The following is a 24,615-nucleotide window of genomic DNA, read 5'->3' as shown; positions in this document are numbered from 1 at the left end:
GCAAAACTTGTTAAAACTTAATAAAGTTAATTATGGAGAATCATTAGTGGTAACTTCTAGTCCTTCTACCAAATCTAGCCCTCTCATGAAACAAACAGACAGTTTTGCTAACAGGCATATTAGCCCTAACCCAGAAGAAATTAAACAAATGCTAGAATTCTTAGGGCTTTCTAGCTTAGATGAACTCATAGAAAAAACTGTTCCCCAAGCAATTCGCATTACTCGTCCATTACAACTACCACCCGCCCAAAGTGAATATACAGCCCTTGCCAATTTAAAAGAAATTGCCTCCAAAAATCAGATATTTCGCTCTTTCATTGGCATGGGTTATTCTGATTGCATTACCCCGCCCGTCATTCTGAGAAACATTTTAGAAAATCCCGGTTGGTACACAGCTTACACTCCCTACCAAGCAGAAATAGCCCAAGGAAGATTAGAAGCATTATTGAATTTCCAAACCATGATTATCGAATTAACAGGTTTGGAAATTGCCAACGCTTCTTTATTAGATGAAGCTACCGCAGCCGCTGAAGCCATGACCATGAGTTATGGTGTAGCTAAAAATAAAGCAAAAGCTTTCTTCGTTTCCCAAGATTGCCATCCCCAAACAATTGAAGTTGTCCAAACTCGCGCCAATCCTTTAGGAATTGAAGTTATTGTTGGCAACCATGAAAATTTCACTTTTGACCAACCAATTTTCGGCGCGTTACTGCAATATCCTGCAACCGATGGCACAATTTATGATTATCGGAAATTCATCGAACAAGCCCATAAAATTGGCACATTAGTTACAGTAGCCGCAGATATTCTAAGCTTAACTTTACTCACTCCTCCAGGCGAATTCGGTGCTGATATTGCAGTAGGAAATACGCAGCGTTTCGGCGTACCTTTAGGTTATGGTGGCCCTCACGCCGCATATTTCGCCACCAAAGAAGAGTATAAACGCCAAGTTCCAGGCAGAATTGTTGGAGTTTCCAAAGATGCTAATGGAAAACCAGCTTTACGTTTAGCATTGCAAACTCGCGAACAGCATATCCGCCGGGAAAAAGCTACCAGCAATATTTGTACTGCTCAAGTTTTACTAGCCGTAATTGCTAGTATGTATGCGGTCTATCATGGGTCAGATGGACTAAAGCGAATTGCCGAAAATATTCATCAGTTAACAACCATTTTAGCTGAAGGGTTAAAGCAGTTAGGTTACAAAGTCACAGGCGAATATTTCTTTGATACGATTCGGGTAGATTTAGGAAGTCGCAGTTTAACAGAAATTCTCCAAGCTGCGGAAGTTCAGCAAATCAACCTGCGAGTTTTTGATGACAAATTTGTGGGCATTTCCCTAGATGAAACTACGACTATCAAAGATTTTGAAGACATTTGGCAAATCTTCGCACCAGGAGAAAATTTACCTTTTAATGCGGCAGAATTTGTAGGGGTAATTCATGAATTACCCCTACAAATTCCCAACTCTTTAACTCGAAATAGCAATTACTTAACTCATCCCGTCTTTAATCAATATCATTCGGAAACTGAACTATTGCGTTATCTCCATCGTTTGCAAGCGAAAGATTTATCATTGACAACCTCAATGATTCCTTTGGGTTCTTGTACCATGAAGTTAAACGCAACGGCAGAAATGATCCCTGTAACTTGGGCAGAATTTGGCAAAATTCACCCCTTTGCACCCCTTTCCCAAACTAGGGGTTATCAAGTAATGTTCCAACAGTTAGAAGAATGGTTGGCGGAAATTACAGGTTTTGCCGGAGTTTCTTTGCAACCAAATGCAGGTTCTCAAGGTGAATATGCCGGACTTTTAGTAATTCGGAAATTTCACGAAAGTCGGGGAGAAAATCATCGCAATGTTTGTTTAATTCCCCAATCTGCACATGGAACAAACCCTGCTAGTGCGGTAATGTGTGGCTTAAAAGTTGTGCCGATCGCTTGCGACGAACAAGGTAATATTGATGTTTCCGATCTGAAAAATAAAGCGGAAAAATATAGCAAAGAATTAGCCGCTTTAATGGTGACTTATCCTTCTACTCATGGGGTTTTTGAGTCAGAAATTAAAGAGATTTGTGCAATAGTTCACTCTCACGGTGGGCAAGTTTATATGGATGGGGCTAATATGAATGCCCAAGTTGGTTTGTGTCGTCCGGGAGATTTTGGCGCTGATGTTTGCCATTTGAATTTACACAAAACTTTCTGTATTCCTCATGGTGGGGGTGGGCCGGGAATGGGTCCGATCGCAGTATCATCCCATTTAGTACCTTTTTTACCCGGTCATTCTGTGGTAAAATTAGGCGAACAAACCGGAATTGGGGCGGTTTCTGCTGCACCTTGGGGTAGTGCTAGTATCCTGCCAATTTCTTGGATGTACATCGCAATGATGGGCGGGGAAGGATTAACAGAAGCTACCAAAGTCGCAATTCTTAATGCTAATTATATGGCTCGTCGTTTACAAGATTATTACCCCGTTTTATACAAGGGAAATAATGGTTTTGTGGCGCATGAGTGTATATTGGATTTGCGATCGCTCAAAAAATCTGCTGCCATTGAAGTTGATGACATCGCTAAACGATTAATGGATTATGGTTTCCACGCCCCTACCGTTTCTTGGCCTGTTGCAGGTACAGTAATGGTAGAACCAACCGAAAGCGAATCGAAAGCAGAATTAGACCGTTTTTGTGATGCGATGATTGCCATTCGTCAGGAAATTGCCGAAATTGAAATAGGCAAAGTTGATGCGGAAAATAATGTTTTGAAAAATGCACCCCATACCGCAGAAACTTTAATTAATGATGATTGGAATCGCCCTTATTCTCGCACCCAAGCAGCTTACCCTGCACCTTGGTTAAAAGAATACAAATATTGGCCTCCAGTCAGCAGAATTGATAATGCTTTTGGCGATCGGAATTTTGTCTGTTCCTGTTTACCGATGGAAGCTTATAACGAGTAATTGGTGATAAAGGACTAGGTACTGGGTAGGGGCGTTCATGAATCGCCCCTACCCAGCATGGTAAAAAGAAACTTCCGCACCACAAGTGTTACAAAAACCTTCACCACCGTAAACGCTGCCATCCCCATCTTGCCAGTCAAATGAATTACCTTGACAAAATGGACAATTCGGTGATTCTGATGGATATTGACTGACGCATTCCCAACGACTTCTCGGACTGTCGATAATATCTTCTAATTTGTGAGGAATATTAACAGAAAGACCATAGTCATTATTGAGCAATTCTTCAACGATAAATTCAAAATCTTCTATTCTTTCAATATATGTATAAACGCAGCGCATCGCCCGATAAATTTTAGCGTCAATTGTTACTACTTGAGATTTTTGGATTCCATCTTTATGACCAATACTTTTCCAACCTACCAAGATCTTTTGTTCTTGGTAAAAATCATTAAGTAGCTTTTGCATAGATTCAAGAGAATTAGTGGCAAAAAAGCCTAACCATTTTTCTCCCCCAATTCTCATACTGTAACCAGTATTTCCTACTGCTCGATCGAGTAATTTACTAAATTCTACTATCTCTTCGTCTACTTTTTGATGCCCTAAATGAATGTTCCGGCGTTTCGCATCAGCAAAGTTGAATATTGCTACATATCCTGGTAATTTTCCTGTAATTTCAGCCTGGAATTTTTCCTTCAGTTTTAAGATCATTGTTATAAACGGCTCTCTCGTACTTATGGTAATAAGTAAACCTGATTAGTTAACGAAGTAGAGGCAATTCATGAATTGCCTCTAGTGCGACTTTAGGGGTCAGGGGTTAGGGGTTAAGGAAAAAGACTCTTCCCTATCAGCTATCCCCTACCACTCAACCCCTTCTTCCTAGTCCCGTAGGACAGGCAGGATGCCTGTCATCCCAGCCCCTAAAACCAAAGTTTTCCACCACAAGTACGGGAAAGCCACATTTCATTACCTGAAGTCTCAATCCATATAGTTGAATAATTGGTTAGGGATGAATGGGAAAAATCTGAATCTCAGAATTTCTACGTAACCCCTGAGCAGAGATTTTTAAAGTCTTTGCAAACTTAGAGCAACTGCTTGCCAATTACCACTAAAATCAAACTAGCAGTTTATCAGCATCTAGTACCAGTTTATCAGCATCTATCTTAGGAGTGATGTTCTAACGGCAGTTGCTCGAGGTTTTTCGGAGTAACGGAACAGGAAAAGCGGTGGTGGCATGATTATCGGGGCGAAAAATTGAGTTTACTTTAGCTTGATTATCTCAAAGTCAGCTTATCCTTTTTTCCTATACCTATAAGAAAATCCTTAAGATAATCTCATTTAGATTGCTAATTGACCATTCAATTATCCTTACTGTATTTATTTTCACTAGCTGATTAAGGTAGCCAAACCAATGCGAATCCTAACAGTTCATAATTACTATACTCAGCCAGGGGGCGAGGAACAAATTTGGTCTACGGAAAGTGGATTGTTAGAATCTCACGGTCATGAAGTTTTACACTACACCCAAGACAATGATGATATTCCAGGAATGAATCCATGTCTGGTTGTGAAAAATGCGGTGTGGAACAGCAATGTTTACCAGGATTTGCGATCGCTCATCCGCGACCAAAAACCCCAAATCGTTCACTTCCACAACACTTTTCCCCTAATTTCCCCCGCAGCTTATCATGCTGTTAAAGATGAAGGTATTCCCGTAGTCCAAACTTTACACAACTATCGGTTGCTTTGTCCTAACGCCCTATTTTTCCGCGATGGGAAAATATGTGAAGATTGTTTGGGCAAACCCTTTCCCCTACCTGGAATTATTCACGGTTGCTATCGCAATAGTCGTCCGGCTAGTGCAATGGTTGCCACTACAGTCAGCTTTCACTCGTTAATCGGTACTTGGACACAAGCGGTAGATGTATTCATTGCTTACAGCCGATTTGCAATGGACAAGTTTATTCAAGGCGGAATCCCTGCCGAAAAATTGGCGTTTAAAACCAATTTTCTCTATCCCGCACCGGAAATTGGCGAAGGAAAGGGCGGCTATGGGCTATTTGTCGGGCGGCTATCGGTGGAAAAAGGGCTGGGGGTAATGCTTGATGCCTGGAGACAACTAGGAGGTAAAATTCCGCTCAAAATCGTCGGTGATGGCCCAATGAGAGGATTAGTCACTGAAGCAATGAAAGAAATGCCAGAGATTGAGTGGTTGGGACGGATTCCCTTGGAACAAGTTTATGAAGTCATGGGAAACGCAGCGTTTTTTGTGTTTCCTTCCGAGTGGTATGAAACATTTGGGCGGGTGGCGATCGAATCCTTTGCTAAAGGTACACCAGTAGTTGCATCAAAAATTGGGGCAATTACAGAACTTATCGATCACCAACGCACTGGCTTACTTTTCCAACCTAGCGATCCTACCGACTTAGCAACACAAATCAAATGGCTATTGGCTAACCCGGAAGCACTCAGCCAAATGCGCCAAGAAGCCCGTGCTGAATTTGAAGCCAAATATACCGCAGCTGACAATTACAAGCGACTAATAGAAATTTATGAATCTGCGATCGACAAAAAATCTCTGGTTGCCCTTTGAATTAATTAGGTTTACTTATCACCATGAGTACAGGAGAGCCAAATTTGCTTAAGTAAATTTAAGGACTTTTAAATTATTACTGCTACAATTCTGAGTAATATCTGCTATAATGTCATTAAAATCCACATTCCGCACTTCAAAATGTATTACGTAATGATTACGCAGTTTGGGTAGCTTGGCGAACACAAAAGTGGAAAGAACTGTCAGTAGAAATATTTAGACTGCTCGCCAAGCTACCCATGATTTCAGCAATACTTGGCATACTACAAATTGAAGTGCGGAATGTGGGTTAAAAATTAATTTAAAGGGATGAATCTGCTCGCTCAATCAAAAGCGGGGTGTAAAACAACAACGTTTATCGCTATCTGCGATCGCTAATTCTTTAATAAAAAACCTTTTGCTTATTTTCTTCCCTAACCAAGTTGGGAAAAAATATTTGATTGTGGAAATAATGACAGAAAACGGGTTATTTTCAATAGTTTGCTATTGAGCAATTTTGATTTCATTTAATTAACAAACTCTTATCTACCTTAATCAATGTACATTTTTCCACTTCAAAAGATGGTTCGCCTCGAACAAGCCTTAGCTCCTTTACATGAAAAATACGATCGATTAGCCAAAATGTTAAGAGTTCCGTTTCGGGCGATCGGATTTTTCAAATTTCTTCAAGGCATTCCCGTACACCCAACCCGTGAATCACTCTACTATGCAGTAGCGCTAATGGATACAGAAGATCCTAAAATGTATCAGCGAGCCATAGAAATAATACAACAAATCTTAAGTTTACAAGACAAAGATCCCCACAGCAAAACTTATGGAATTTGGCCAAAATATCTCGAAGAAAGACCTTTTAAAATAGTTAATCCCGATCCAAACTGGCGTGAATTTTTAGCTACACAACTACTACAACTCGCACTTTATCATCGTCCTAACTTACCTGTTAAGTTAATGGTTGAAGTAGATCTTGCTATCCTCTGCGCTGCACGTAATATTCAACAGCGTAATGTCCCTCTTGATTACACCAACATTGCCATTATGGGCATTTATGTAACCTTAGTTACAGGTCAAATCTATGAAATCAATGATTTGTACAATTATGGAATAAATCGTCTTCAGGAATTCTTTCAATACATCCTCGAACAAGATAGTTTTAGTGAATACAACAGTCCAGTTTATACAGTCATTACTTTAGAACTTTTAGGTCGTCTGAGGCTATACGCCAACGAGTTTAACAATGTCATAGTAGCAGAACTAGTTGAACCACTCTATCGTTTATGTTGGAAAGAAATAGCTGTTCATTTCCATCCTCCTACTCGCCAATGGGCGGGTCCCCATAGCCGAAGTAACTCTACATTACTGCCAATCGAAGTATTAACATTAATAGAACGTTCTACCTCTGAATTAATAGATTTTGGCAGTTTGGAAAAGTATGCTGCTCTAAATGAATATCGCCTCCCCTTACCTTGTCCCGCTGATTTAGAAACACTATTTTTCTACTTAAATGAACCTCGGACTGTAACTCAAACCTTGTTGAAAAGATTACCCAATCAGGTGCTAAAAAGTTATCTTACTCCCGCTTTTACTTTGGGAAGTGTTAATTACAGTGATTTTTGGCATCAGCGGCGACCTTTATTGATCTATTGGGGAACATATCAAGAGCCAAGTTATTTAAGAGTACGCTGTTTATACAACAATATAGATTATGCAGCAGCACAATTTTTTACCGTCCAAAACGAGGGAAATATTCTCGCCGGGGTTTGTTTCGCTACCGACATTAACCCGATCAATCCTTACATTAGCCAAAAGAAGAAATATAATTTTCAATTGCCGATCGCAGATTTGCGATTGCGTTTTGAATTTGGCGGTTCTATTAATATGAAAAATCTCAAGACTCAGCTTTCATCATTAGCTACTCTGAACTCAAATGTTTGTCTGTCCTTTGGCGATTTAAATATTCAGATCCAAATTCCCTACGCACAATTTGCTCGATCGAAAGGCAAATGGCAAATTCATCAAGACTCACAATGTTTTTATCTAGATATGGTGTTATGTACTGGGAAGAACCAAGTATTTAATTTTTCTAATCTTAGCCAAAGCGCGATCGCATTTGCCCTCAAAGTATCAACTGAAAAAATTTTATCGCCGGAAGTATCCATTAATATTATTGATAATTGGCTAGAAATGGAGTGGGAAAATCTCAATCTTAAACTTTGGACTAAACCAGCCGAACAGCAGTTTTTAAACACCTCAACTTTTTCCAGCGATATACATAAATAAATGGCTCGACTCTCCAGCATTTATAGTGATAAGTAAACCTGATTAGTAGGGGAAAGCCGCCCCGGTTCATCGTCCAATTAATAGCGGTAATAAAAAATTCATTGAAACTTAATCAAGTATTTACAAAAACTTCATAAATTAGGGGAATGAAATATTATTTAATCAATCCTACAGGTTATGATTTAAAATTTTCATTACTTTACCCAGTTACTCACAACTCTTTATGGTAAAAAGCGATCAATTCCTAGTAACGGAAAAAAATATTTTCAAATTTACTTGTTATTTACTGTTACTGCTATTATCATACAAAGTAGATTATTTAGTTTGTACTCATTAATACAATTCATTTGCCAACAAATCTGGCAACGTTGCTAACTTTATCAATAGATATAATAGCTTTCGTCTATGATTAATCAAATTCAAATCCTGACTGATTAGGAACCTTTCATAAACATAAGATAAAAAGGTCAAAAAAAGCAAGAATAAATTTCTTTCTCCTAACTCGTGAGGGAACAAGCACCATCTAATTGTATAGACAGAAAATCTCTCATTTAGTAACCCCAAAAAATGACTCAACCGAAAAAAAATCAGCAGTAAAAACTACTCAATTTACATTGATACCTTTATTACTAGGAGGAACTAAAAATGGACCCGATCGGTAATGGTTTGCGCGGCGAGTACTATGATAATGCCAACCTGACGAATCTCATACTTACTCGCACAGACAGTACAGTGGACTTTAATTGGGGTACGGGTTCGCCCAGTACAGGAATTGGTTCCGATAGCTTTTCAGTTCGCTGGACGGGACAGGTAAAAGTCGCCACCTCCGGTAACTACACATTTTTTACCGAAGCAGATGATGGAGTTAAACTGTGGGTGAATGGACAACTACTGATTAACGAGTGGGATGATGCAGGAGTAGTTACTAAAAGAAGCGGTATCATCAATCTCACAGGCGATCGGATGTACGATATCAAACTGGAATACTTTGATTTTCGTGGACGGGCATCTACTCGACTGCTATGGTCGGGACCAAATCTATCCAAGCAAGTGATTTCCCAAAGCCAGTTATATTCTACTCCTGTAGGTGGTTCCCCTCCCGTTGATACCACTCCGCCGATCGCCAGTTTGACAGCCTCAGATATCTTGACAGAAGGCGGCACCACATATCAATTTAATGTCACATATTCGGACAATACAGCAATGAATGTAGCCACATTCGATGGAGGAGATATTTTAGTAACCGGACCCAATGGTTTTAGCCAGATGGCAGCTTTGGTGAGTGTGAACAACAATACCAATGGCACACCACGCACGGCGACCTACGGAATCAGTGTTCCTGGTGGTACTTGGACGATCGATGATAACGGCAGCTACAGTTTCGCCTTACAACCCAACCAAGTCAGTGATACCAGTAACAATTTTGTGCCTGCATCCACGTTGGGTAGTTTCCTGGTGAATGTGCCAGCACCACCAACCACAAATCCACCACCAAGTACCGGGAATAGTGAAAATATAGTCTTTCCTGCCGATGCAGGGGTAATCAATGTCAAAACCCAGTTTGGTGCCAAGGGAGATGGAGTCACAGATGATACAGCGGCAATTCAAGCGGCGTTGAATGCTTATCCCAATGGCGGGAGAATTATTTATTTGCCAAATGGAACTTACCTGGTTTCCAATACCTTAAGTTGGCCCGCAGGCACTCCAGGTACAGGAAATGACTACAAGAACACAATTCTGCAAGGGCAAAGTCAGCAGGGGACGATCGTCAAGCTAAGGGATAATGCCCCTGGATACACAAACACCAACACACCGAAATCAGTAATTTACACCGGACCTGGCCCAGCCCAACGGTTCCGTAACTCGATTCGGAACTTAACACTGGATACAGGAGTGGGAAATGCTGGAGCGATCGGCATTCAGTTTAACGCCAACAACCAAGGAACCCTGCGGGAAGTAACGATTCGATCGGCAGATAAGCAGGGGATCAATGGCTTGGATATGAATTTTACGGATGAAATCGGTCCGTTGTTGGTTAAGAACGTAACTGTTGATGGATTCCAATACGGCGTTCGCACTGGCTTCAACGTCAACAGCATGACCTTTGAAAACATCACGCTGCGGAACCAAAGTGTGTACGGCTTCCTCAACGCGGGTCAAGTAGTCAACATCCGGGGATTAAACAGTACAAATTCCGTGACAGGGGTTTACAACGCCGGAGGAAGGATGACTTTAATTGATTCCACCTTAACTGGTACTACTGGCGCAGCCACCAGACCAGCTATTGAAAGCGTTTTCCAAAATGATTTACTAGCTCGCAACATCACCACTTCCGGTTATCAAGCTGCTCTCCGCAACGCCAATGTGACACAGGCTGGAGCAAATATCACGGAATTTGTCGGCGGTGGCGTGACAAGTCTGTTTACTTCACCACAGCGAACTCTGAATCTGTCAATCAAGGAAACTCCTGATGTGCCTTGGGACGATCCGATCGCAACTCCTTGGGCGAATGTCACTTCTTTTGGCGCAATACCTAACGATGGGCTCGATGATACGGCGGCGATTCAACAAGCGATCGATTCAGGAAGAACAACAGTTTACTTCCCCAATGGAACTTACCACTTGGGCGGTACAGTTCTCGTCCGCAACAATGTACGCCGCGTCATCGGTACCGAGGCAGGTATAATTGTTGGCAGTGAATCCAACCAAACCTATCCTGGCTTCAGATTAGTAGAAGGCAATAGTCCAGTAGTTGTATTTGAGCGGTTTTGGGGCGGTTACTACGCAAATCCAACCTTTGAGAATGCTTCTTCTCGGACGATCGTCATTCGCCACTCTTCAAATGTATCGGGTAATATGACAGGTACCGGGGATGTGTTTCTCGAAGATGTGGTCTCCAATCCTGTTTCCAACTGGAGATTCAACAGGCAAAATATCTGGGCACGCCAGTTAAATGTGGAGAATCAGGGAACTCACATCATCAATAATGGCGGAAATCTTTGGATTTTCGGGCTAAAAACCGAGCGGGGCGGTACACTAATTGATACAAGAGCAGGTGGAAAAACTGAGTTACTCGGTGGCTTCGCCTACACCACAACTACTGCTCCCAATGGTCAACAAAACGACCCGATGTTCATTAATAATGAATCTTCGATTTCCATCAGTATGGCAGAAATTCAATTTGTAGACGATGAGGATTTTGAATACACCACCTACGTTCGGGAAACAAGGAACGGAGTGACCCGGAATCTAACTCGTAACGGTGTACCAAACTATATTAGTGGAAAACAAATTCCCCTTTACGTTGGCTACCTTGGTAACTAGAGTAGTCTATCGACTAGTATTGATAGTATTGACGATCGATTTATTTTCCCTGTCGTGTTTCTGCTCCGAGATCAATCAGTTCAGTCTCGAACTCCCAGAGGTTTTTAGATGACTAGAACATTAGAATCCGCTACCGCTAAAAAACCAAAAGGATACGTCACCAACGCGAATCTCACACTGTTTGGCATTGCTACCGCCCTATTTCCCAGGGTTCTCACAGCACTAAAAATTCCTTCTGCGATTAACTTTTTGCACTTTGCGGCAATACCATTTGCCTGTTGGTCAGTGGTAACGACATCCCGCAGCAAAGATCGCAAACAAATAGAGATTTCCAAGCAACTTTTGATTGGGATATTTCTGTTTTTGACCGTTACGATCGCCAGTTCTTTGCTTAATAATGCCGGAATAGTCAACGCTATCCTCAGCTTTTTGCTGTTGGGAGAACCTTTCATTTTGATCTTGACCATTGTTTGTATGCCCATGTCGGCGGAGGGATTTCAACGCTTCCGAAGTTATATTCTCGCATTTGCAATGATTAATATGCTCTTTGCCTATGTCCAGAAATATGTTTTTCGTATGGAAAACCTGATTGGTTTGGAAGACAATATTAAAGGAATTTTTATTGGGCAAGGGGCAGGTCATGTGATTGGTGGTTCCGTTGCCATGACCTTTGCCGTGTATTATTTTGTGAGTGCCAAGACTAAGCCACTTTGGTTTCGGATCGCGATCGTCCTTGCTTGTTTCAACCACATCGTGATCTCAGATACAAAACAAGTCTTACTTTCCTTCATTATTGGATATGTTCTTCTTTACCTGATCAATGTAAAAGACCTTGGCAAGACTTTGACCTATCTAATTCTTGGTGCTATCTTTCTAGCCATCTTCTACTGGGCTATCTACAATATTGAAGCTCTTCGCGCTTTTACAACTTGGATCAGACCCGAACTCTACGGGCCTGATGGCGAAGCAACAAGGTTGAAATTTGCCACATTTCGCATTGTTCCTACCTACTTTGAATCTCCACTCAATTGGTTACTCGGTCTTGGCCCAGGGCATACTGTAGGCCGTTTGGGCGGCTGGATGTTGGAGAGTTACTGGAATTTACTACAACCTCTGGGCGCAACCATGCACCCTGCTAGCAAAGCTGTTTGGAGAGCCGTAAGTCAAAGTTGGTTAGGCGACCAATCCAGCCTATTTTCCCCTTTGTTTGGTTGGGCTGGCATTTGGGGAGATTTGGGAATTTTAGGACTGGGAACTTACTTCTACCTGGCATTTCTGGTATGGCACTATGTCTGCGTTATCGATCTTTCTAAGTACCTGATGCTAACCGTATTTGTGTTTGGCTTGGTGTTTTCCCAATTGGAAGAACCGGGCTATACTCTTTTCGTTGCCAGTATGATCGGGTTAGGATGGCAAGAACATAAATTCGAGACCCAACAAAAATTTGAGCAACAAAATTAAACAACTTTCCCATTATCCTCCAGCTTAATAAAAACATCTTTGGATAAGCGATCGTTGTTTGACTGTTCAAATCTCTATGCGTTGAGAGGCTAACTCAGGGTAAATCAAAGTAGGCCAGCACCTTTAGAGCAACAGCCGTTACAACAATTTGTACAATTACTTGAACGGGTGTTTGTGCATTTCCGCCACCTTCACCGCCCCCTTCCCCTGCTAGAGCAGCAGATGTATAGATTGTGTTCAGTAACAAAGTAGTACAAAGAGCGATTTTTATTAATTTAGAATTAGTCATAGTCATAATTTTATGAAGTCTGACAAAACGAATGATTTTACTGCAAAGCGAAATCTTTTGGTTTTATATCATGGTAATATTTTCTCTGTAAATATACTATATTGATTTGATTTCTTAACCGTAAGTTTATAAAATAAGGTGTTTGCTTGATAATTTCTTGATAAATCGTGAGTTCCAGCTAGAGAAAACAACTAAAAACTATGTAGCGACAGGGCTTCCGAGCAGAAAGTAGTTATTCTAAGGTTAAACACGGAATCTTTGCCAATGCTAAACTAGCTTCAGAATCTTTAGTTGGTACACTGGTTGAAGAGCAAATCAATTTGCATCAAGGTTAAAATTTTGTTCCTCTGTACAACCTTTACTAAAGAGCTTACCCAGATTCTCGTCTCCATAAACAGACAAGAATTTTTGTGTGACTACTGATGAGCAACCGCGCAGAGAGTAAATCAAAATGGAGAACGAACAGCAGCTTCACAAGATAGCAATTCCAGCACCCGATCGTCGCTTTCAGAAGTTGCCCCAAGCCAATTATTCCCCCTCTGGTAAGGATTCTGACGAAGAAGGAGGATTAAACATCGGGCAAGTAGTAGATGCTCTGCGTCGGCGGGTTTTAATCATTGCTGGGATGGCTGTAGTTGTTGCCGTCGCCGCTTCAGTTAAGGCGCGTGATACTAAACCAACCTATCAAGCAAGTTTTGAAATTTTGACTAAGCCTGTCACTGTGGAAACGGAGGTGATTTCGTCTGTACCACAAACTCTTAGCAATAAAGAAGGACAGCAAGCACCAGAAAAGGGAGTAGATCCCACCAAACTGAAAGTGTTGAAGAGTCCAACAGTTTTGTCTCCGATCGCCAAAAAACTAGAGCCAGAGTATCCCGACATCAGTTACGACGAAATAGCCGTTCACCTGGTCGTCACTCCCGATCCAGCCAGTGAAATTTTGGCAGTGAGTTACCAAGACAAAGACCCGAAAAAAGTTAAAGCGATATTAGACTTGGTTGCGGAAGCTTATTTGAAATACAGCCTAGAAGAACGTCTAGCCGATGTCCGGCAGGGGATTCAGTTTGTCGATGCTCAACTGCCGCAACTACAAAAGCGAGTGCAAGCAATTCAAGATCAGCTACAAGGTTTTCGCCAGCAGTACAATTTGATCGATCCAGATTCCCAAGGAAAACAACTGACGGATCAGATCGCCAAGGTTGGGCAACAACGATTCGATATCCAAGTTAAACTCAACGAAACGCGAACCATCTACCAGAACTTAAGCCAAGAGTTAGCAAAACAAGAAGATGGTTCAGCAGCATCCTCAGTATTGAGTGGAAATGCTAACTACCAGAAATTATTAACTCAAATTTTAGATATAAAAGCGCAGGCGGCAAAAGATGGTTCCGTGTTTCAAGACATTAGTCCAAAAATTCAAGCCCTGCGAGATCAAGAAAAAAATCTGCTGCCATTGTTAAAAAGTGAAGGTCAACGAGTAGAGGCAGAATTAGCAGCAAAAATTCGCGAATTAGAAGCGCAGGATCAATTTTTGGCACAGACGGAAACGGATTTAAATCAAAGAATTAAAGGACTATCAGCAATTTCCCGGAAATATACCGATATTCAACGTGAGTTAAAAATTTCTACAGACAACCTAGACCAGTTTTTAACGAAACGGGAAGCCCTTCGCATTGACGCGGGACAACGGAAAACTCCCTGGCAAATCCTTACTCCCCCAACAGCCCCAACTCCTTCTTCGGCTGATGTCAAGCGCAGTGGTATCTTAGGGGCGGTTTTGGGACTGCTGCTTGGTGTGGGCGTGGCGCTGCTGCTGGAAAAACTCAGTGGTGCCATCCGCACTGCCGATCAAATCAAGCCGTTGGCTAAGTTGCCAATTTTAGGGGTAATTCCGTACAATAAAGCGCTCAGTGGAGAGAAGCAAGAGTTGATTTCGTTCTACACAATTACTTCTCTGTTAAATATACCTGGGTTTGTTAAGCAAATACAGCAGCGGTTGAGACTCAAGATTGGTTCTCAAGGTGTGTTGCGTGATTACACTAAATCTGCATTTGTGGAAGCTTTTCGATCGCTCCACACCAATCTCTTACTCCTGAGTCCAGATGCGCGAATTCGCACAATTATTATTAGTTCCTCCACCCCAGGAGAAGGCAAAACTACCATATCGGTTTATCTGGCACAAGCTGCCGCAGTTTTGGGTCAACGGGTATTGCTGGTAGATGCTGATTTAAGACTACCAAAGCTTCATCAACGCCTAGAGTTAGACAATTCTTTTGGTTTGAGTACCTTAATTGCTTCTGAGAATCTCGACTTTGATATGGTGGTGCAAAGTTCTTACTTGGATAGTAATCTATCTGTGCTAACTGCGGGACAGGTTCCTCCAGATTCGACCAAACTGCTATCTTCCAAAAAGATGCAAGCTTTAATGCAGAAGTTTGAAGAAACTTATGATTTGGTAATTTATGATATGCCGCCCTTTGGGTTAGCAGATGTGAAAATACTTGCTCCCAAAGTAGATGGAATCATTATGGTAGTTGGACTGAATAAAACAAAAGCTTCTACATTCACAAAGACACTGGAAGAACTCAGATCTTCGAGTATCGGTGTGTTGGGAATTGTTGCTAATGGCTCAAAGGATCAAGATTCCTCCATCAATTCTTACAATCAGTATTATGAGTCTTCTGCACCTCCGGTGTTTTCCCTAAATACACCTAATCGCAGTTTTGAGCGCAGTCTGGAACTGACTAAAAATGAACTGAAGATAGACACTTTATCGATCGGTGACATTGAAATAGCATCGAATTCTCCTAAAGAACGAAAAGCTTCTGGACGATCGCAGATTTTCTCCCTCAAAGCTGCTCAGATCAATCTAGCTCACAACTTGATTACCATCAAGAATGAGATCGGAATCGATGCTCCATCCATCAGTAACATCGAAATAGCAACATCATAAATGTAAAAAGCTGTTAGTCATTTAAGTTGCTAATTATTAGTTGCTAATTAATGCTTCTTCTGTTACGCTCAATAACAGAGTTTACGATTTGGAAATTTCAAGCAACCTAAGCTGTCACGCATTTAAATCACTTATTAAGATTGCAGGGGAGCAGGGGGGCAGGGGGGCAGGGGAGAGAATTAGACGAATTTTCTTCTGTTTCCAAACAATCCAATTTAAATGCGGAACAGCTTAAAACATCAAAAGTATAGACAAATTGTTAAATTAAAAACAATTTTTTTTCGTTCGCTCTTGTCTATATTATTTGAATGTGAATTTTGATTCATTTCTTGCGGCAATAGCAAGTTTTTGGATTAAAGAAATTTCGGAAAAATTGGATATTGATTGAGGATATAATTTTCTTGGTCATAAATAAAGTTCGTTTGATTTTTGGGATTAATTAAAATTTGCTTAGAGAAATTATGATCCAAAGTAATCGTTTTTGCCTCTACTAAGTAAGTGTATCTACGATGGAAGTACTAATTGTTATCGTATCGATTGGGATTGTTTGGATGCTCAGCCCTAAACGTTGGCGAAAGAGATTTCTACTTCCCTTCTCCGTGACGCTCCTGCTTTGTCTGGCAATTACGTCACCTTGGGGAGTGGATTTGGCAACTCAGGGATTGATGGCAAACTTGCCACAAGATACTGGGGAGCCTGTCCAAGCGATCGTAGTGTTAGGGCGTGGCGATGAGTTGCGCCAAAGAAGAATCGAAAAGGTGGAAAAACTCTGGCAACAGCAACGCGCATCCAGAATTTTTGCCAGCGGGATGCTAGATGCAGAATTTATGCTCGAACAATTTGAGAAGAACGGAATTCCCAAAACAGCCTTGACTGGGGAACGTTGTTCTCAATCGACTGAGGAAAATGCTTTGTTCACATCAGCGGTGTTGTATCCTCAGCAAGTGCAGAAAATTGTCTTGATTACCGATACTCCCCACATGATGCGATCGTTATTAGTGTTTCGGGCTTCTGGATTTGATGTCATTCCTTATCCCATACCGCTTCCCGATCACTGGTCTGCCATTGGCAAATCACAGGTGCTATTAAGAGAATACTTAGGTTTACTTAAGTACTATCTGGAAAATAAGTTTCGACAACGAACTGTGGAGGAGTTGCGAAATCCCCCAGATGATGTGACTCGCAAGCTAGTTGAGTGGAATTGTAAGTTGCCTATGGTGTATCGATAAGTCTGGAATCAAAGGATCTTAATTTCTGGAGATGTATCTTTAAACTTTTACTTTACAAAGAACCTTTGAGCTTTGAAGATTCAATAAAGATAGACGATTCTACCAGGCAACTTTTTGATGAAGTAAATGAATAAACGTAGAATTGGTACAGAACCATTTCCCGGAATTTTAGTTAAGTAGTTAGAACCTTAAGACAGTTTATTCATACAGAAGACTATGATAATTGACGCTCGATCGCTACCACCCGATGAAGTCTTGGAAACGCACGTTTGTATTGTCGGTGCTGGCCCAGTAGGAATCACCTTAGCCTTGGAGTTTGCTAACCAAAATTTTCAGGTTTGTTTGGTGGAAAGTGGTGGATTTGACTACGATCAAGAGACTCAATCTTTATTAGATGGAGTAGTCGTTGGCGACCCCTATCCCCGCTTGCATGAAGGCCGCCGTCGTCAGTTTGGTGGAGCTGCTCATTGGTGGGGCGCACCAAATAGTCACAAGGATGCGGGCTTTCGCTGTATACCCCTCGATCCGATCGATTTTGAACAACGAGATTGGATACCTTACAGCGGGTGGGCGATCGATAGAACTGACCTAGACCCCTATTACGAACGGGCGCACCGACTTTGTAAGATTGGCCCTTACACTTACGAGCCTGAAGATTGGGAAGATAAAGAAGCCAAGCGGTTGCCTTTTACGAGCGATCGCATCACCACCCGGATCAGTCAGTTTGGTTCCAAAACACCCTTTACACATGAATATCGGGAAACGATTAAGCAATCAAAAAATATCACCACCCTGCTTTATGCCAACGTAGTTGAACTGGAAACTGATGAAAGTACGCAAGCAGTAACTCGCCTCCGCATTGCTTGTTTATCTAATAAACAGATTTGGTTGAAGGCAAAAGTAGTAATCTTAGCGACCGGGGGATTGGAAAACGCTCGATTATTGCTGGCATCGAATCGGCAACAGCCAGCCGGACTGGGCAACCAAAACGATCTGGTAGGTCGCTATTTTATGGATCGGCCTATTCTCAGTGCTAAAATTGTCCCCTCTAATCGCAAACTGTTCCAACTGACTGCCCTCTACGACATTTATACCGTTAGGGGCGTACCGATTATGGGATGGGTGAAACTGACTGAGGAAGTGATGCGCCAGGAAAAATTAATGAATAACGGCGCACAAATATTTCCTAGACCGCTACCACAGCAAAAGGAAGCTACTCTAGCTTTGCGATCGCTAATCTCATCCATTCGTGATGGCAAATCGTTCCAGGATCTGTCTAAACAGTTAAGTGTAGCGCTAAAAGGAGCCGATTACATTGCTGCCGCAGGATTTTGGGCTGCGGTGAGGAAGTTACCATCCTTGCAACGTGGTGATTGGTCTTATTTGCCTTACGAGAAACATCGGTTCTCGGAATTTGAAATATTTTACCAAATGGAACAAGCTCCCGATCCTAACAATCGAGTTATGCTTAGTTCGGAGCGCGATCGCTTAGGTCAACCAAAAACCGAAGTTCATTGGCGCTTAAATCGCATTGATATTGACAATGCTAGAAGAGTTCAAGAAATTTGGGCTGAAGAATTTGCCAAAGCGGGATACGGACAGTTAGTGTTTGCCAAAGAAGGCGAACCGCTGAAATTTGAAAAACTGGCGATGCACCATCACATGGGGACAACTCGGATGCACGTCAATCCCAAACAAGGCGTAGTGGATGCAAACTGTCAGGTTCATGGTATCCCGAATCTGTTTATTGCTAGTTGCTCAGTCTTCCCAACAGCGGGCTATTCCAACCCAACTCTAACGATTCTAGCGCTGTCTATCAGAGTGGCCGATCGCGTGAAAACATTGATGAACTGAGTCATAAGTGAGTGAGTTTGTGTGGAATCGAGCGATCGATTCCACACTTATGTATTAGTGATGAAAGAGATAGCGCTTATGTGAAGGAAGTGTCAAGATTGTAAAAAGATAATCAGTAGAATCGACAATGCTTATGTCAATGTGATATTGTTTAATGGAGAGCAATAAATATTAACAGTTACTGAACAAATATTGCATTTAAATCAAGCTAAAAAGCTTGAAAGAAGTTAAGTAAAAAAGCAAATTACTGGATGGTAAAAATGGGACAGTTTAGCCATTACATTCTAACAAAATTCAACGTCAGAAATTTCCCAGATCTTAGACCTGGTTGCGACCCAGCTTGGCTAGAAAGGAGATTTAAACTATTCGACCAATATTGTTTCCCATCCGTTTCCAGTCAATCCAACCAAAACTTTCAATGGTTGGTTTTTTTTGATGTAGATACTCCTGAGCCATTCAAACAAACAATTTCCGAATACGCGAACAAGTGGAAGAACTTCGTTCCGGTCTACTTAGACTGCCCATTCCCTTATGGTCAATTTACTGATGAAGTAAGAGCAGTTGTTCGCAACTATATCCCGGCTGACTGTGAATACCTGATCACGACTTGGTTAGATAATGATGATGCTATCCATAAAGATTATGTCCAAATGATTCAGGACAATTTCAATCAACAAGAATGCGAGACAGTCAACTTCTTCTTTGGCTATCAACTCGCAGAAGGAAAGCTGTACTTCGATTTTGAACTGGCAAGTCACTTCATTAGTTTGATTGAAAAATACAATCCTGATACATTCAACACGGTGCATTGTAGACCACACAAAGAATTATATGAAGTGTGTAAATCTGCAAAGAAGGTATTCTGTAAACCAGCCTGGATCGAAGTGGTTCATGGTACCAATTACATGAATCTTTATCGGAAAGGTTTTCGAGTGCCAACAGGAAATATTTTGGAGAATTTTTCCATCAAAGCTGAGCAGCCGAAAGATGGAGAAAAAACCATTCCATTTCTGCTGGAACAAGCAAAAATTACTATTTTCTTTCCTTATTACTTCTTGAGAAAAGTGTTCCTCAGAATCAAACATAAGCAACTCACTGAGTTAGCAATGAGTCGCTTTGCCGTGAAAAGTTACTAATTGAATTGGGATTGGGGAAGATTTTCACCAATGGCAAATGACAAACAACTAATGACAAATGGGAAAATTATGAAAATTCTGATTACTGGTGGTGCAGGTTTTATTGGGAAGTGGCTAATTGAAAAAATGCCATCAGATGCGGAAGTTGTAATTGTTGATTCTTTGGACGAACAAGTTCATCGCAGGTCAAAGGATTTTGCACCTGAGTTGTTAGCTCGTGCTAAATGTATCAAAGCAGATGTTCAAGATATCGCGGAACACAAAGAGGCGATCGAAGGAACAGATGTAGTGATTCACTTGGCAGCGCAAACTGGCACAGGTCAATCAATGTACGAAATCAGTAGATATGTACAACAGAATGCCAATGGAACAGCAAAACTGTTGGAACTGATTTCTAGCCTGGAACACAAACCGCGCCGCATCGTGTTGTCCTCCAGTCGTGCAGTTTACGGGGATGGCGCTTATACAGATGGTAAGTCGATTCTTTATTCCCAAGGGCGACGAGTAGAAGATTTGCAAAACGGGATTTGGGAAGTTTGCGGGGCTGATGGTCAGCCATTAAAATCCTTACCAATGCACGAAAGTCACCAAACTACACCGACCTCTGTATATGGTTTGACAAAATTGTGGCAAGAACAACTATTGCAAATTTATTGTGAGAGTCAGGGGATTGATTTAGTAACTTTGAGATTTCAAAATGTGTATGGGCCTAAGCAAGAATTGGGCAATCCTTACACGGGAATTATCGGTATTTTTACGAATGCGATCGTCCAAGGAAACCGCCTAGAACTTTTTGAAGATGGCAAGGTAACGCGAGATTTCGTGTTTGTCGGCGATATCGCTGATGCGGTGCTCGAATGCGCCACCTACGAAAAACCCGTGAACACCATCCTGAATGTTGGTAGCGGTGTAGCGGTAACATTGATCGAAGTTGTAGAAACGATCGCGGAAGTAATTGGCAAAAAAGCCGAGTATACTATTTCTGGTCGGTTCAGAGTCGGAGATGTACGCCATGCGATCGCAGACATGGAAAAATACAAAACCACATTGGGACACTGGACACCCACATCCTTGAAAGAGGGAATTTCTCAATACTTAAAGTGGTACTTGAATCAGGAACCACTAGAACAAGCTACTCTAGAAGCATCCCTGCGCGAAATGGAGCAAAAGGGTTTGTTGTTAGCCAAGAAATAACCCTATCAGCCCTTGGTCATTAGTTAGGGGTCATTTGCCAATAACCAATGACCAATGACCAATGACCAACGATCAACGACCAACAAATATGGACATTTTACATTTAAGTACATCTGACATCGATAACGGAGGGGCAAGGGCTGCTTATCGGCTGCACGATGGATTGCGATCGATCGGTTGCAACTCTAAAATGTTGGTACGCGCCAGATTCAGTTCCGATCCCACAGTGATACCTGAAGGATCGCCACTTACCAAGCTAAGTCCTCCCATATCGGGACTTCCGTTGCGGTTTTACCCAAAGTGCAACTCTTCAATGTTCTCCACACAGTGGTTTCCCGATGTCCTTGCTAAGAGAGTTAGTCAGTTCAATCCAGACATTGTTCATTTGCACTGGGTTTGCAACGGCTATCTCCGAATCGAAACAGTGGCTAAATTTAGTCAACCTCTGGTTTGGACTCTGCATGATATGTGGCCGTTCACTGGAGGATGTGACTATAACCGGGACTGTGAAAAATACAAAAAGTCTTGCGGTGAATGTCCGCAGTTAGAGAGTTCTCGATCGTCGGATCTCTCCCGTTGGGTGTGGAATCGGAAAGCTAAATTCTGGCAAAACGCTAATTTGACCATTGTAGCAACAACTTCATGGATGGCTGATTGTGCCCGTTCTAGCTCATTATTCAAAAACAGAAGGATCGAAGTGATTCCTTTAGGATTGGATACAGAGAAATACAAACCAATTAATCGGCAAGTTGCGCGTGAATTACTGAATCTTCCCCAAGATAAACAACTAGTTCTCTTTGGAGCTATTAATTCTACATCAGATCATAGAAAAGGATTTCAGTTTCTACTTCCGGCTTTGCAAAGACTTAGCCTCTCTGGTTGGACAGATCAGATAGAACTTGTGGTTTTTGGGGCCTCGAAACCGGAAAAACCGATCGACTTAGGGTTTAAGACTTATTACCTGGGGCGTGTTCATGATGATATTTCCCTGGCTTTGATTTATTCAGCCGCAGATGTAATGGTCGTTCCCTCAATCCAAGAAGCCTTCGGTCAAACTGCTTCCGAAGCGTTTTCCTGTGGAACTCCGGTAGTAGCTTTTGATGGGACTGGATTGAAAGATATCGTCGATCATCAAAAAAATGGCTATCTAGCAACCCCCTTTGAAGTGGAAGATTTAGCTAAAGGCATCGCTTGGATACTTGAAGACAGGGAACGTCAACAAAAGTTACGGTTTGAGGCAAGGCAAAAAAGTTTGCAAGAATTTGCTAAAGAAGTTCAAGCTCGTCGCCATCTTTCCTTATACGAAGAAATCCAGAACCCATCGGCTCGATCGCGTAGCGTGCCGTAGGCATATCGCACTAATTTCTTGCCTAACTACTCGGCAGGAATTGTGTAATGTGAGAAAATGTAAACATTTCGAGGTAGAAGAATTTAACTAACTGGTTCACGTTGCAAGCAGGAAAGAATCAATGAACTATTTGTCAAGGTTTTTATACGTTATCTCTGCGAAAAAATTTGAACTTATACTGCTACTATTTGCTTTCCTCACAGTATCACTCATGGATGCTCTGGGGATTGGATTAGTTGGGCCATTTATGGGCTTGGCAACAAATCCGACACTGATTTATAAAAATGTCTTTCTAGCCAACACCTACAGAGCTTTGGAACTAAAAAGTACCAGCCAGTTTATCGGGTTATTAGGGCTAATAATCATCATCATCTTTTACTTAAAATCTTTTTTTTATTACCAAATTCAGAGATATGTATTTCACTTTTGCTTTACGCAACAGGTGAAACTCCGTCTCAGACTGCTGCACACTTATCTATTCCTGCCCTATACATTTCATCTGAAAACTAACTCGGCTAATTTGATTCAAAATATTATTAATGAATCGCAAAATTTTAGCTATTCAGTAGCAATTCCGCTTCTAGGTTCGATATCGAATCTGTTTGTGCTAGTGGTTTTAGTTTTGTTACTGCTGAAAACAGATTTTGCAGCTACCGTAACAGTAATCGGAATTTTATTAGGGACTTATTTGCCATTCCACTTATTCAGGCACAAAATTGTTCGCTGGGGTAAGGAAGGTGTTGATGCAAATACAGAAATGTTAAGGATCGTGAATCATGCGATCGGAGGACTGAAGGAAACGCGAGTGATTGGCTGCGAGGAGTATTTTGAGAATCAGTTAAACAGTCAGGTAAATCGGTTTGCCAGAGTCGCTACGCTGTTTCACGTATTTCAAATCTTGCCCAGAATCACGATCGAAGCTCTGTTAATCACCTTTGTGGTTGGTTTGGTTTCGGTTTCGCTGTTGTTTGAGCAACGTTCGCAAGACTTGGTTTCGGTTCTGGGGATTTTTGCGATCGCTTCCATTCGCCTCTTACCCTCTGCAAGTCAATTAATGTCTAATATGGGCGTGCTGCGAAACTTCAAGCCAACCTTGGAACGACTGTACATGGACTTGAAAGAAATTGAAAAGCCAGAAGCAGTTAACTATTTGAAGATATCGCAAGGTTTTATTCCTAGCAAAGGGATGAAGTTTGAGCGTCAAAAGCCAATCAAAACTATGCCAATGTCCTTTACGGACAAAATCTTTATCGATCGCATTAATTACACTTATCCCGAATCTGCCTCAAAGTCACTGACAGATGTTTCCTTGACTCTGAAAAAAGGCGAATCGATCGCCTTAATTGGTAAGTCTGGTGCCGGAAAAACAACGCTAGTGGATGTTTTCTTAGGGTTATTAATTCCGCAGTCGGGTGATATTCAAGTGGATGGCGCATCGGTTTATAATTCTTTGCGTTCCTGGCAAAATTTGATCGGTTATATTCCCCAAACAATTTTTCTGACAGATGACACGATCGAACGAAACATTGCCTTTGGAGTACCAGACGATCAAATCGATCGAGAAAGGTTAAATAAAGCAATTCGATCGGCCCAACTAGCAGATTTAATTGCCCAATTACCCGAAGGTACACAAACAATGGTTGGCGAACATGGGGTTCGTCTTTCGGGAGGACAGCGCCAGAGAATTGGCATTGCGCGTGCTTTGTATCACGAACGGGAAATTCTAGTTTTAGATGAGGCAACTTCTGCTTTAGACAACGAGACAGAAAACTTGATTAGCAAAGCTATTCAAGATTTGAGTGGCACAAAGACAATGATCATTATCGCTCACCGATTGACAACAGTTGAACATTGCGATCGAATTTATGAAATGCAGAAAGGCCAAATCATTAAATGTGGCAGCTATCAAGAAGTTGTTTTAGCACAAAACGTTTAATTCTTTGACGGTTCTTGGCTCGATCGGATTTTAGGGTTGTAAGTGCGATCGAGCCATTTATGTTATGT

14 protein-coding genes are annotated in these 24,615 nt (G+C 41.6%); 12 read left to right on the top strand and 2 right to left on the bottom strand.

What is annotated here, in order from left to right:
* The first annotated feature begins 85 nt into the window (after window positions 1-85).
* On the top strand, window positions 86-2,953 hold the full coding sequence (gene gcvP / locus ACE1CA_RS22545; RefSeq protein WP_413281689.1) for an aminomethyl-transferring glycine dehydrogenase: 2,868 nt from the start codon (window positions 86-88) through the stop codon (window positions 2,951-2,953).
* Between the two features lie 48 nt (window positions 2,954-3,001).
* Here gcvP and ACE1CA_RS22540 read toward each other — a convergent pair whose 3' ends face one another.
* Window positions 3,002-3,664, bottom strand: coding sequence for a hypothetical protein (locus ACE1CA_RS22540; RefSeq protein WP_413281688.1), 663 nt, complete (start codon window positions 3,662-3,664; stop codon window positions 3,002-3,004).
* Window positions 3,665-4,364: 700 nt separating this feature from the next.
* Here ACE1CA_RS22540 and ACE1CA_RS22535 point away from each other — a divergent pair.
* The 4 genes from ACE1CA_RS22535 to ACE1CA_RS22520 all read left to right on the top strand — a co-directional run bounded on the left by ACE1CA_RS22535 (window position 4,365) and on the right by ACE1CA_RS22520 (window position 12,608).
* Window positions 4,365-5,546, top strand: a complete 1,182-nt coding sequence (locus tag ACE1CA_RS22535; RefSeq protein ID WP_413281687.1) for a glycosyltransferase — start codon at window positions 4,365-4,367, stop codon at window positions 5,544-5,546.
* 537 nt (window positions 5,547-6,083) lie between these two features.
* Complete coding sequence (locus tag ACE1CA_RS22530; RefSeq protein WP_413281686.1) at window positions 6,084-7,823, top strand: hypothetical protein; 1,740 nt, start codon at window positions 6,084-6,086, stop codon at window positions 7,821-7,823.
* A 645-nt stretch (window positions 7,824-8,468) separates the two neighbouring features.
* Complete coding sequence (locus ACE1CA_RS22525; RefSeq protein ID WP_413281685.1) at window positions 8,469-11,147, top strand: glycosyl hydrolase family 28-related protein; 2,679 nt, start codon at window positions 8,469-8,471, stop codon at window positions 11,145-11,147.
* Window positions 11,148-11,255: 108 nt separating this feature from the next.
* Window positions 11,256-12,608 (top strand): hypothetical protein, encoded by a 1,353-nt coding sequence (locus ACE1CA_RS22520; protein ID WP_413281684.1) that lies wholly within the window; start codon window positions 11,256-11,258, stop codon window positions 12,606-12,608.
* Between the two features lie 94 nt (window positions 12,609-12,702).
* On the opposite strand, the gene ACE1CA_RS22515 is transcribed toward ACE1CA_RS22520, so the two are convergent.
* A complete protein-coding gene (locus ACE1CA_RS22515) occupies window positions 12,703-12,897 on the bottom strand; it encodes a hypothetical protein (RefSeq protein WP_413281683.1) in 195 nt (64 codons plus the stop codon).
* Between the two features lie 451 nt (window positions 12,898-13,348).
* Here ACE1CA_RS22515 and ACE1CA_RS22510 point away from each other — a divergent pair, with 451 nt between their 5' ends.
* The 7 genes from ACE1CA_RS22510 to ACE1CA_RS22480 all read left to right on the top strand — a co-directional run bounded on the left by ACE1CA_RS22510 (window position 13,349) and on the right by ACE1CA_RS22480 (window position 24,547).
* Window positions 13,349-15,850: a GumC family protein gene (locus tag ACE1CA_RS22510; RefSeq protein WP_413281682.1), complete on the top strand. Its 2,502-nt coding sequence runs from the start codon at window positions 13,349-13,351 to the stop codon at window positions 15,848-15,850.
* Window positions 15,851-16,359: 509 nt separating this feature from the next.
* Complete coding sequence (locus tag ACE1CA_RS22505; RefSeq protein ID WP_486517488.1) at window positions 16,360-17,079, top strand: YdcF family protein; 720 nt, start codon at window positions 16,360-16,362, stop codon at window positions 17,077-17,079.
* Window positions 17,080-17,295: 216 nt separating this feature from the next.
* On the top strand, window positions 17,296-18,933 hold the full coding sequence (locus tag ACE1CA_RS22500; RefSeq protein ID WP_413281680.1) for a GMC oxidoreductase: 1,638 nt from the start codon (window positions 17,296-17,298) through the stop codon (window positions 18,931-18,933).
* 251 nt (window positions 18,934-19,184) lie between these two features.
* Window positions 19,185-20,069 carry a glycosyltransferase gene (locus tag ACE1CA_RS22495; RefSeq protein ID WP_413281679.1) on the top strand — a complete coding sequence of 295 codons (885 nt, stop codon included), beginning with the start codon at window positions 19,185-19,187 and terminating at the stop codon, window positions 20,067-20,069.
* 30 nt (window positions 20,070-20,099) lie between these two features.
* Window positions 20,100-21,263, top strand: a complete 1,164-nt coding sequence (locus ACE1CA_RS22490) for an NAD-dependent epimerase/dehydratase family protein (protein WP_413281678.1) — start codon at window positions 20,100-20,102, stop codon at window positions 21,261-21,263.
* A gap of 88 nt (window positions 21,264-21,351) precedes the next feature.
* Complete coding sequence (locus tag ACE1CA_RS22485) at window positions 21,352-22,611, top strand: glycosyltransferase family 4 protein (RefSeq protein ID WP_413281705.1); 1,260 nt, start codon at window positions 21,352-21,354, stop codon at window positions 22,609-22,611.
* A 121-nt stretch (window positions 22,612-22,732) separates the two neighbouring features.
* A complete protein-coding gene (locus ACE1CA_RS22480) occupies window positions 22,733-24,547 on the top strand; it encodes an ABC transporter ATP-binding protein (RefSeq protein ID WP_413281677.1) in 1,815 nt (604 codons plus the stop codon).
* Window positions 24,548-24,615 lie beyond the last annotated feature (68 nt).

The sequence above is a fragment of the Floridaenema evergladense BLCC-F167 genome (assembly GCF_041929205.2).
GTDB classification, from domain to species: Bacteria; Cyanobacteriota; Cyanobacteriia; order Cyanobacteriales; family Aerosakkonemataceae; genus Floridanema; species Floridanema evergladense.
Note: the sequence above shows the minus strand (reverse complement) of the source record. Positions and strands in the feature narration are given on the sequence as shown.

Bases quoted from the DNA above. Each gene is read 5' to 3' on its own strand.
- ACE1CA_RS22525 (WP_413281685.1), top strand. From the start codon at position 8,469: ATGGACCCGATCGGTAATGGTTTGCGCGGCGAGTACTATGATAATGCC.
- ACE1CA_RS22540 (WP_413281688.1), bottom strand. From the start codon at position 3,664: ATGATCTTAAAACTGAAGGAAAAATTCCAGGCTGAAATTACAGGAAAA.
- ACE1CA_RS22480 (WP_413281677.1), top strand. From the start codon at position 22,733: ATGAACTATTTGTCAAGGTTTTTATACGTTATCTCTGCGAAAAAATTT.
- ACE1CA_RS22505 (WP_486517488.1), top strand. From the start codon at position 16,360: ATGGAAGTACTAATTGTTATCGTATCGATTGGGATTGTTTGGATGCTC.
- gcvP (WP_413281689.1), top strand. From the start codon at position 86: ATGAAACAAACAGACAGTTTTGCTAACAGGCATATTAGCCCTAACCCA.
- ACE1CA_RS22530 (WP_413281686.1), top strand. From the start codon at position 6,084: ATGTACATTTTTCCACTTCAAAAGATGGTTCGCCTCGAACAAGCCTTA.
- ACE1CA_RS22535 (WP_413281687.1), top strand. From the start codon at position 4,365: ATGCGAATCCTAACAGTTCATAATTACTATACTCAGCCAGGGGGCGAG.
- ACE1CA_RS22510 (WP_413281682.1), top strand. From the start codon at position 13,349: ATGGAGAACGAACAGCAGCTTCACAAGATAGCAATTCCAGCACCCGAT.
- ACE1CA_RS22515 (WP_413281683.1), bottom strand. From the start codon at position 12,897: ATGACTAATTCTAAATTAATAAAAATCGCTCTTTGTACTACTTTGTTA.
- ACE1CA_RS22495 (WP_413281679.1), top strand. From the start codon at position 19,185: ATGGTAAAAATGGGACAGTTTAGCCATTACATTCTAACAAAATTCAAC.
- ACE1CA_RS22520 (WP_413281684.1), top strand. From the start codon at position 11,256: ATGACTAGAACATTAGAATCCGCTACCGCTAAAAAACCAAAAGGATAC.
- ACE1CA_RS22485 (WP_413281705.1), top strand. From the start codon at position 21,352: ATGGACATTTTACATTTAAGTACATCTGACATCGATAACGGAGGGGCA.
- ACE1CA_RS22500 (WP_413281680.1), top strand. From the start codon at position 17,296: ATGATAATTGACGCTCGATCGCTACCACCCGATGAAGTCTTGGAAACG.
- ACE1CA_RS22490 (WP_413281678.1), top strand. From the start codon at position 20,100: ATGGCAAATGACAAACAACTAATGACAAATGGGAAAATTATGAAAATT.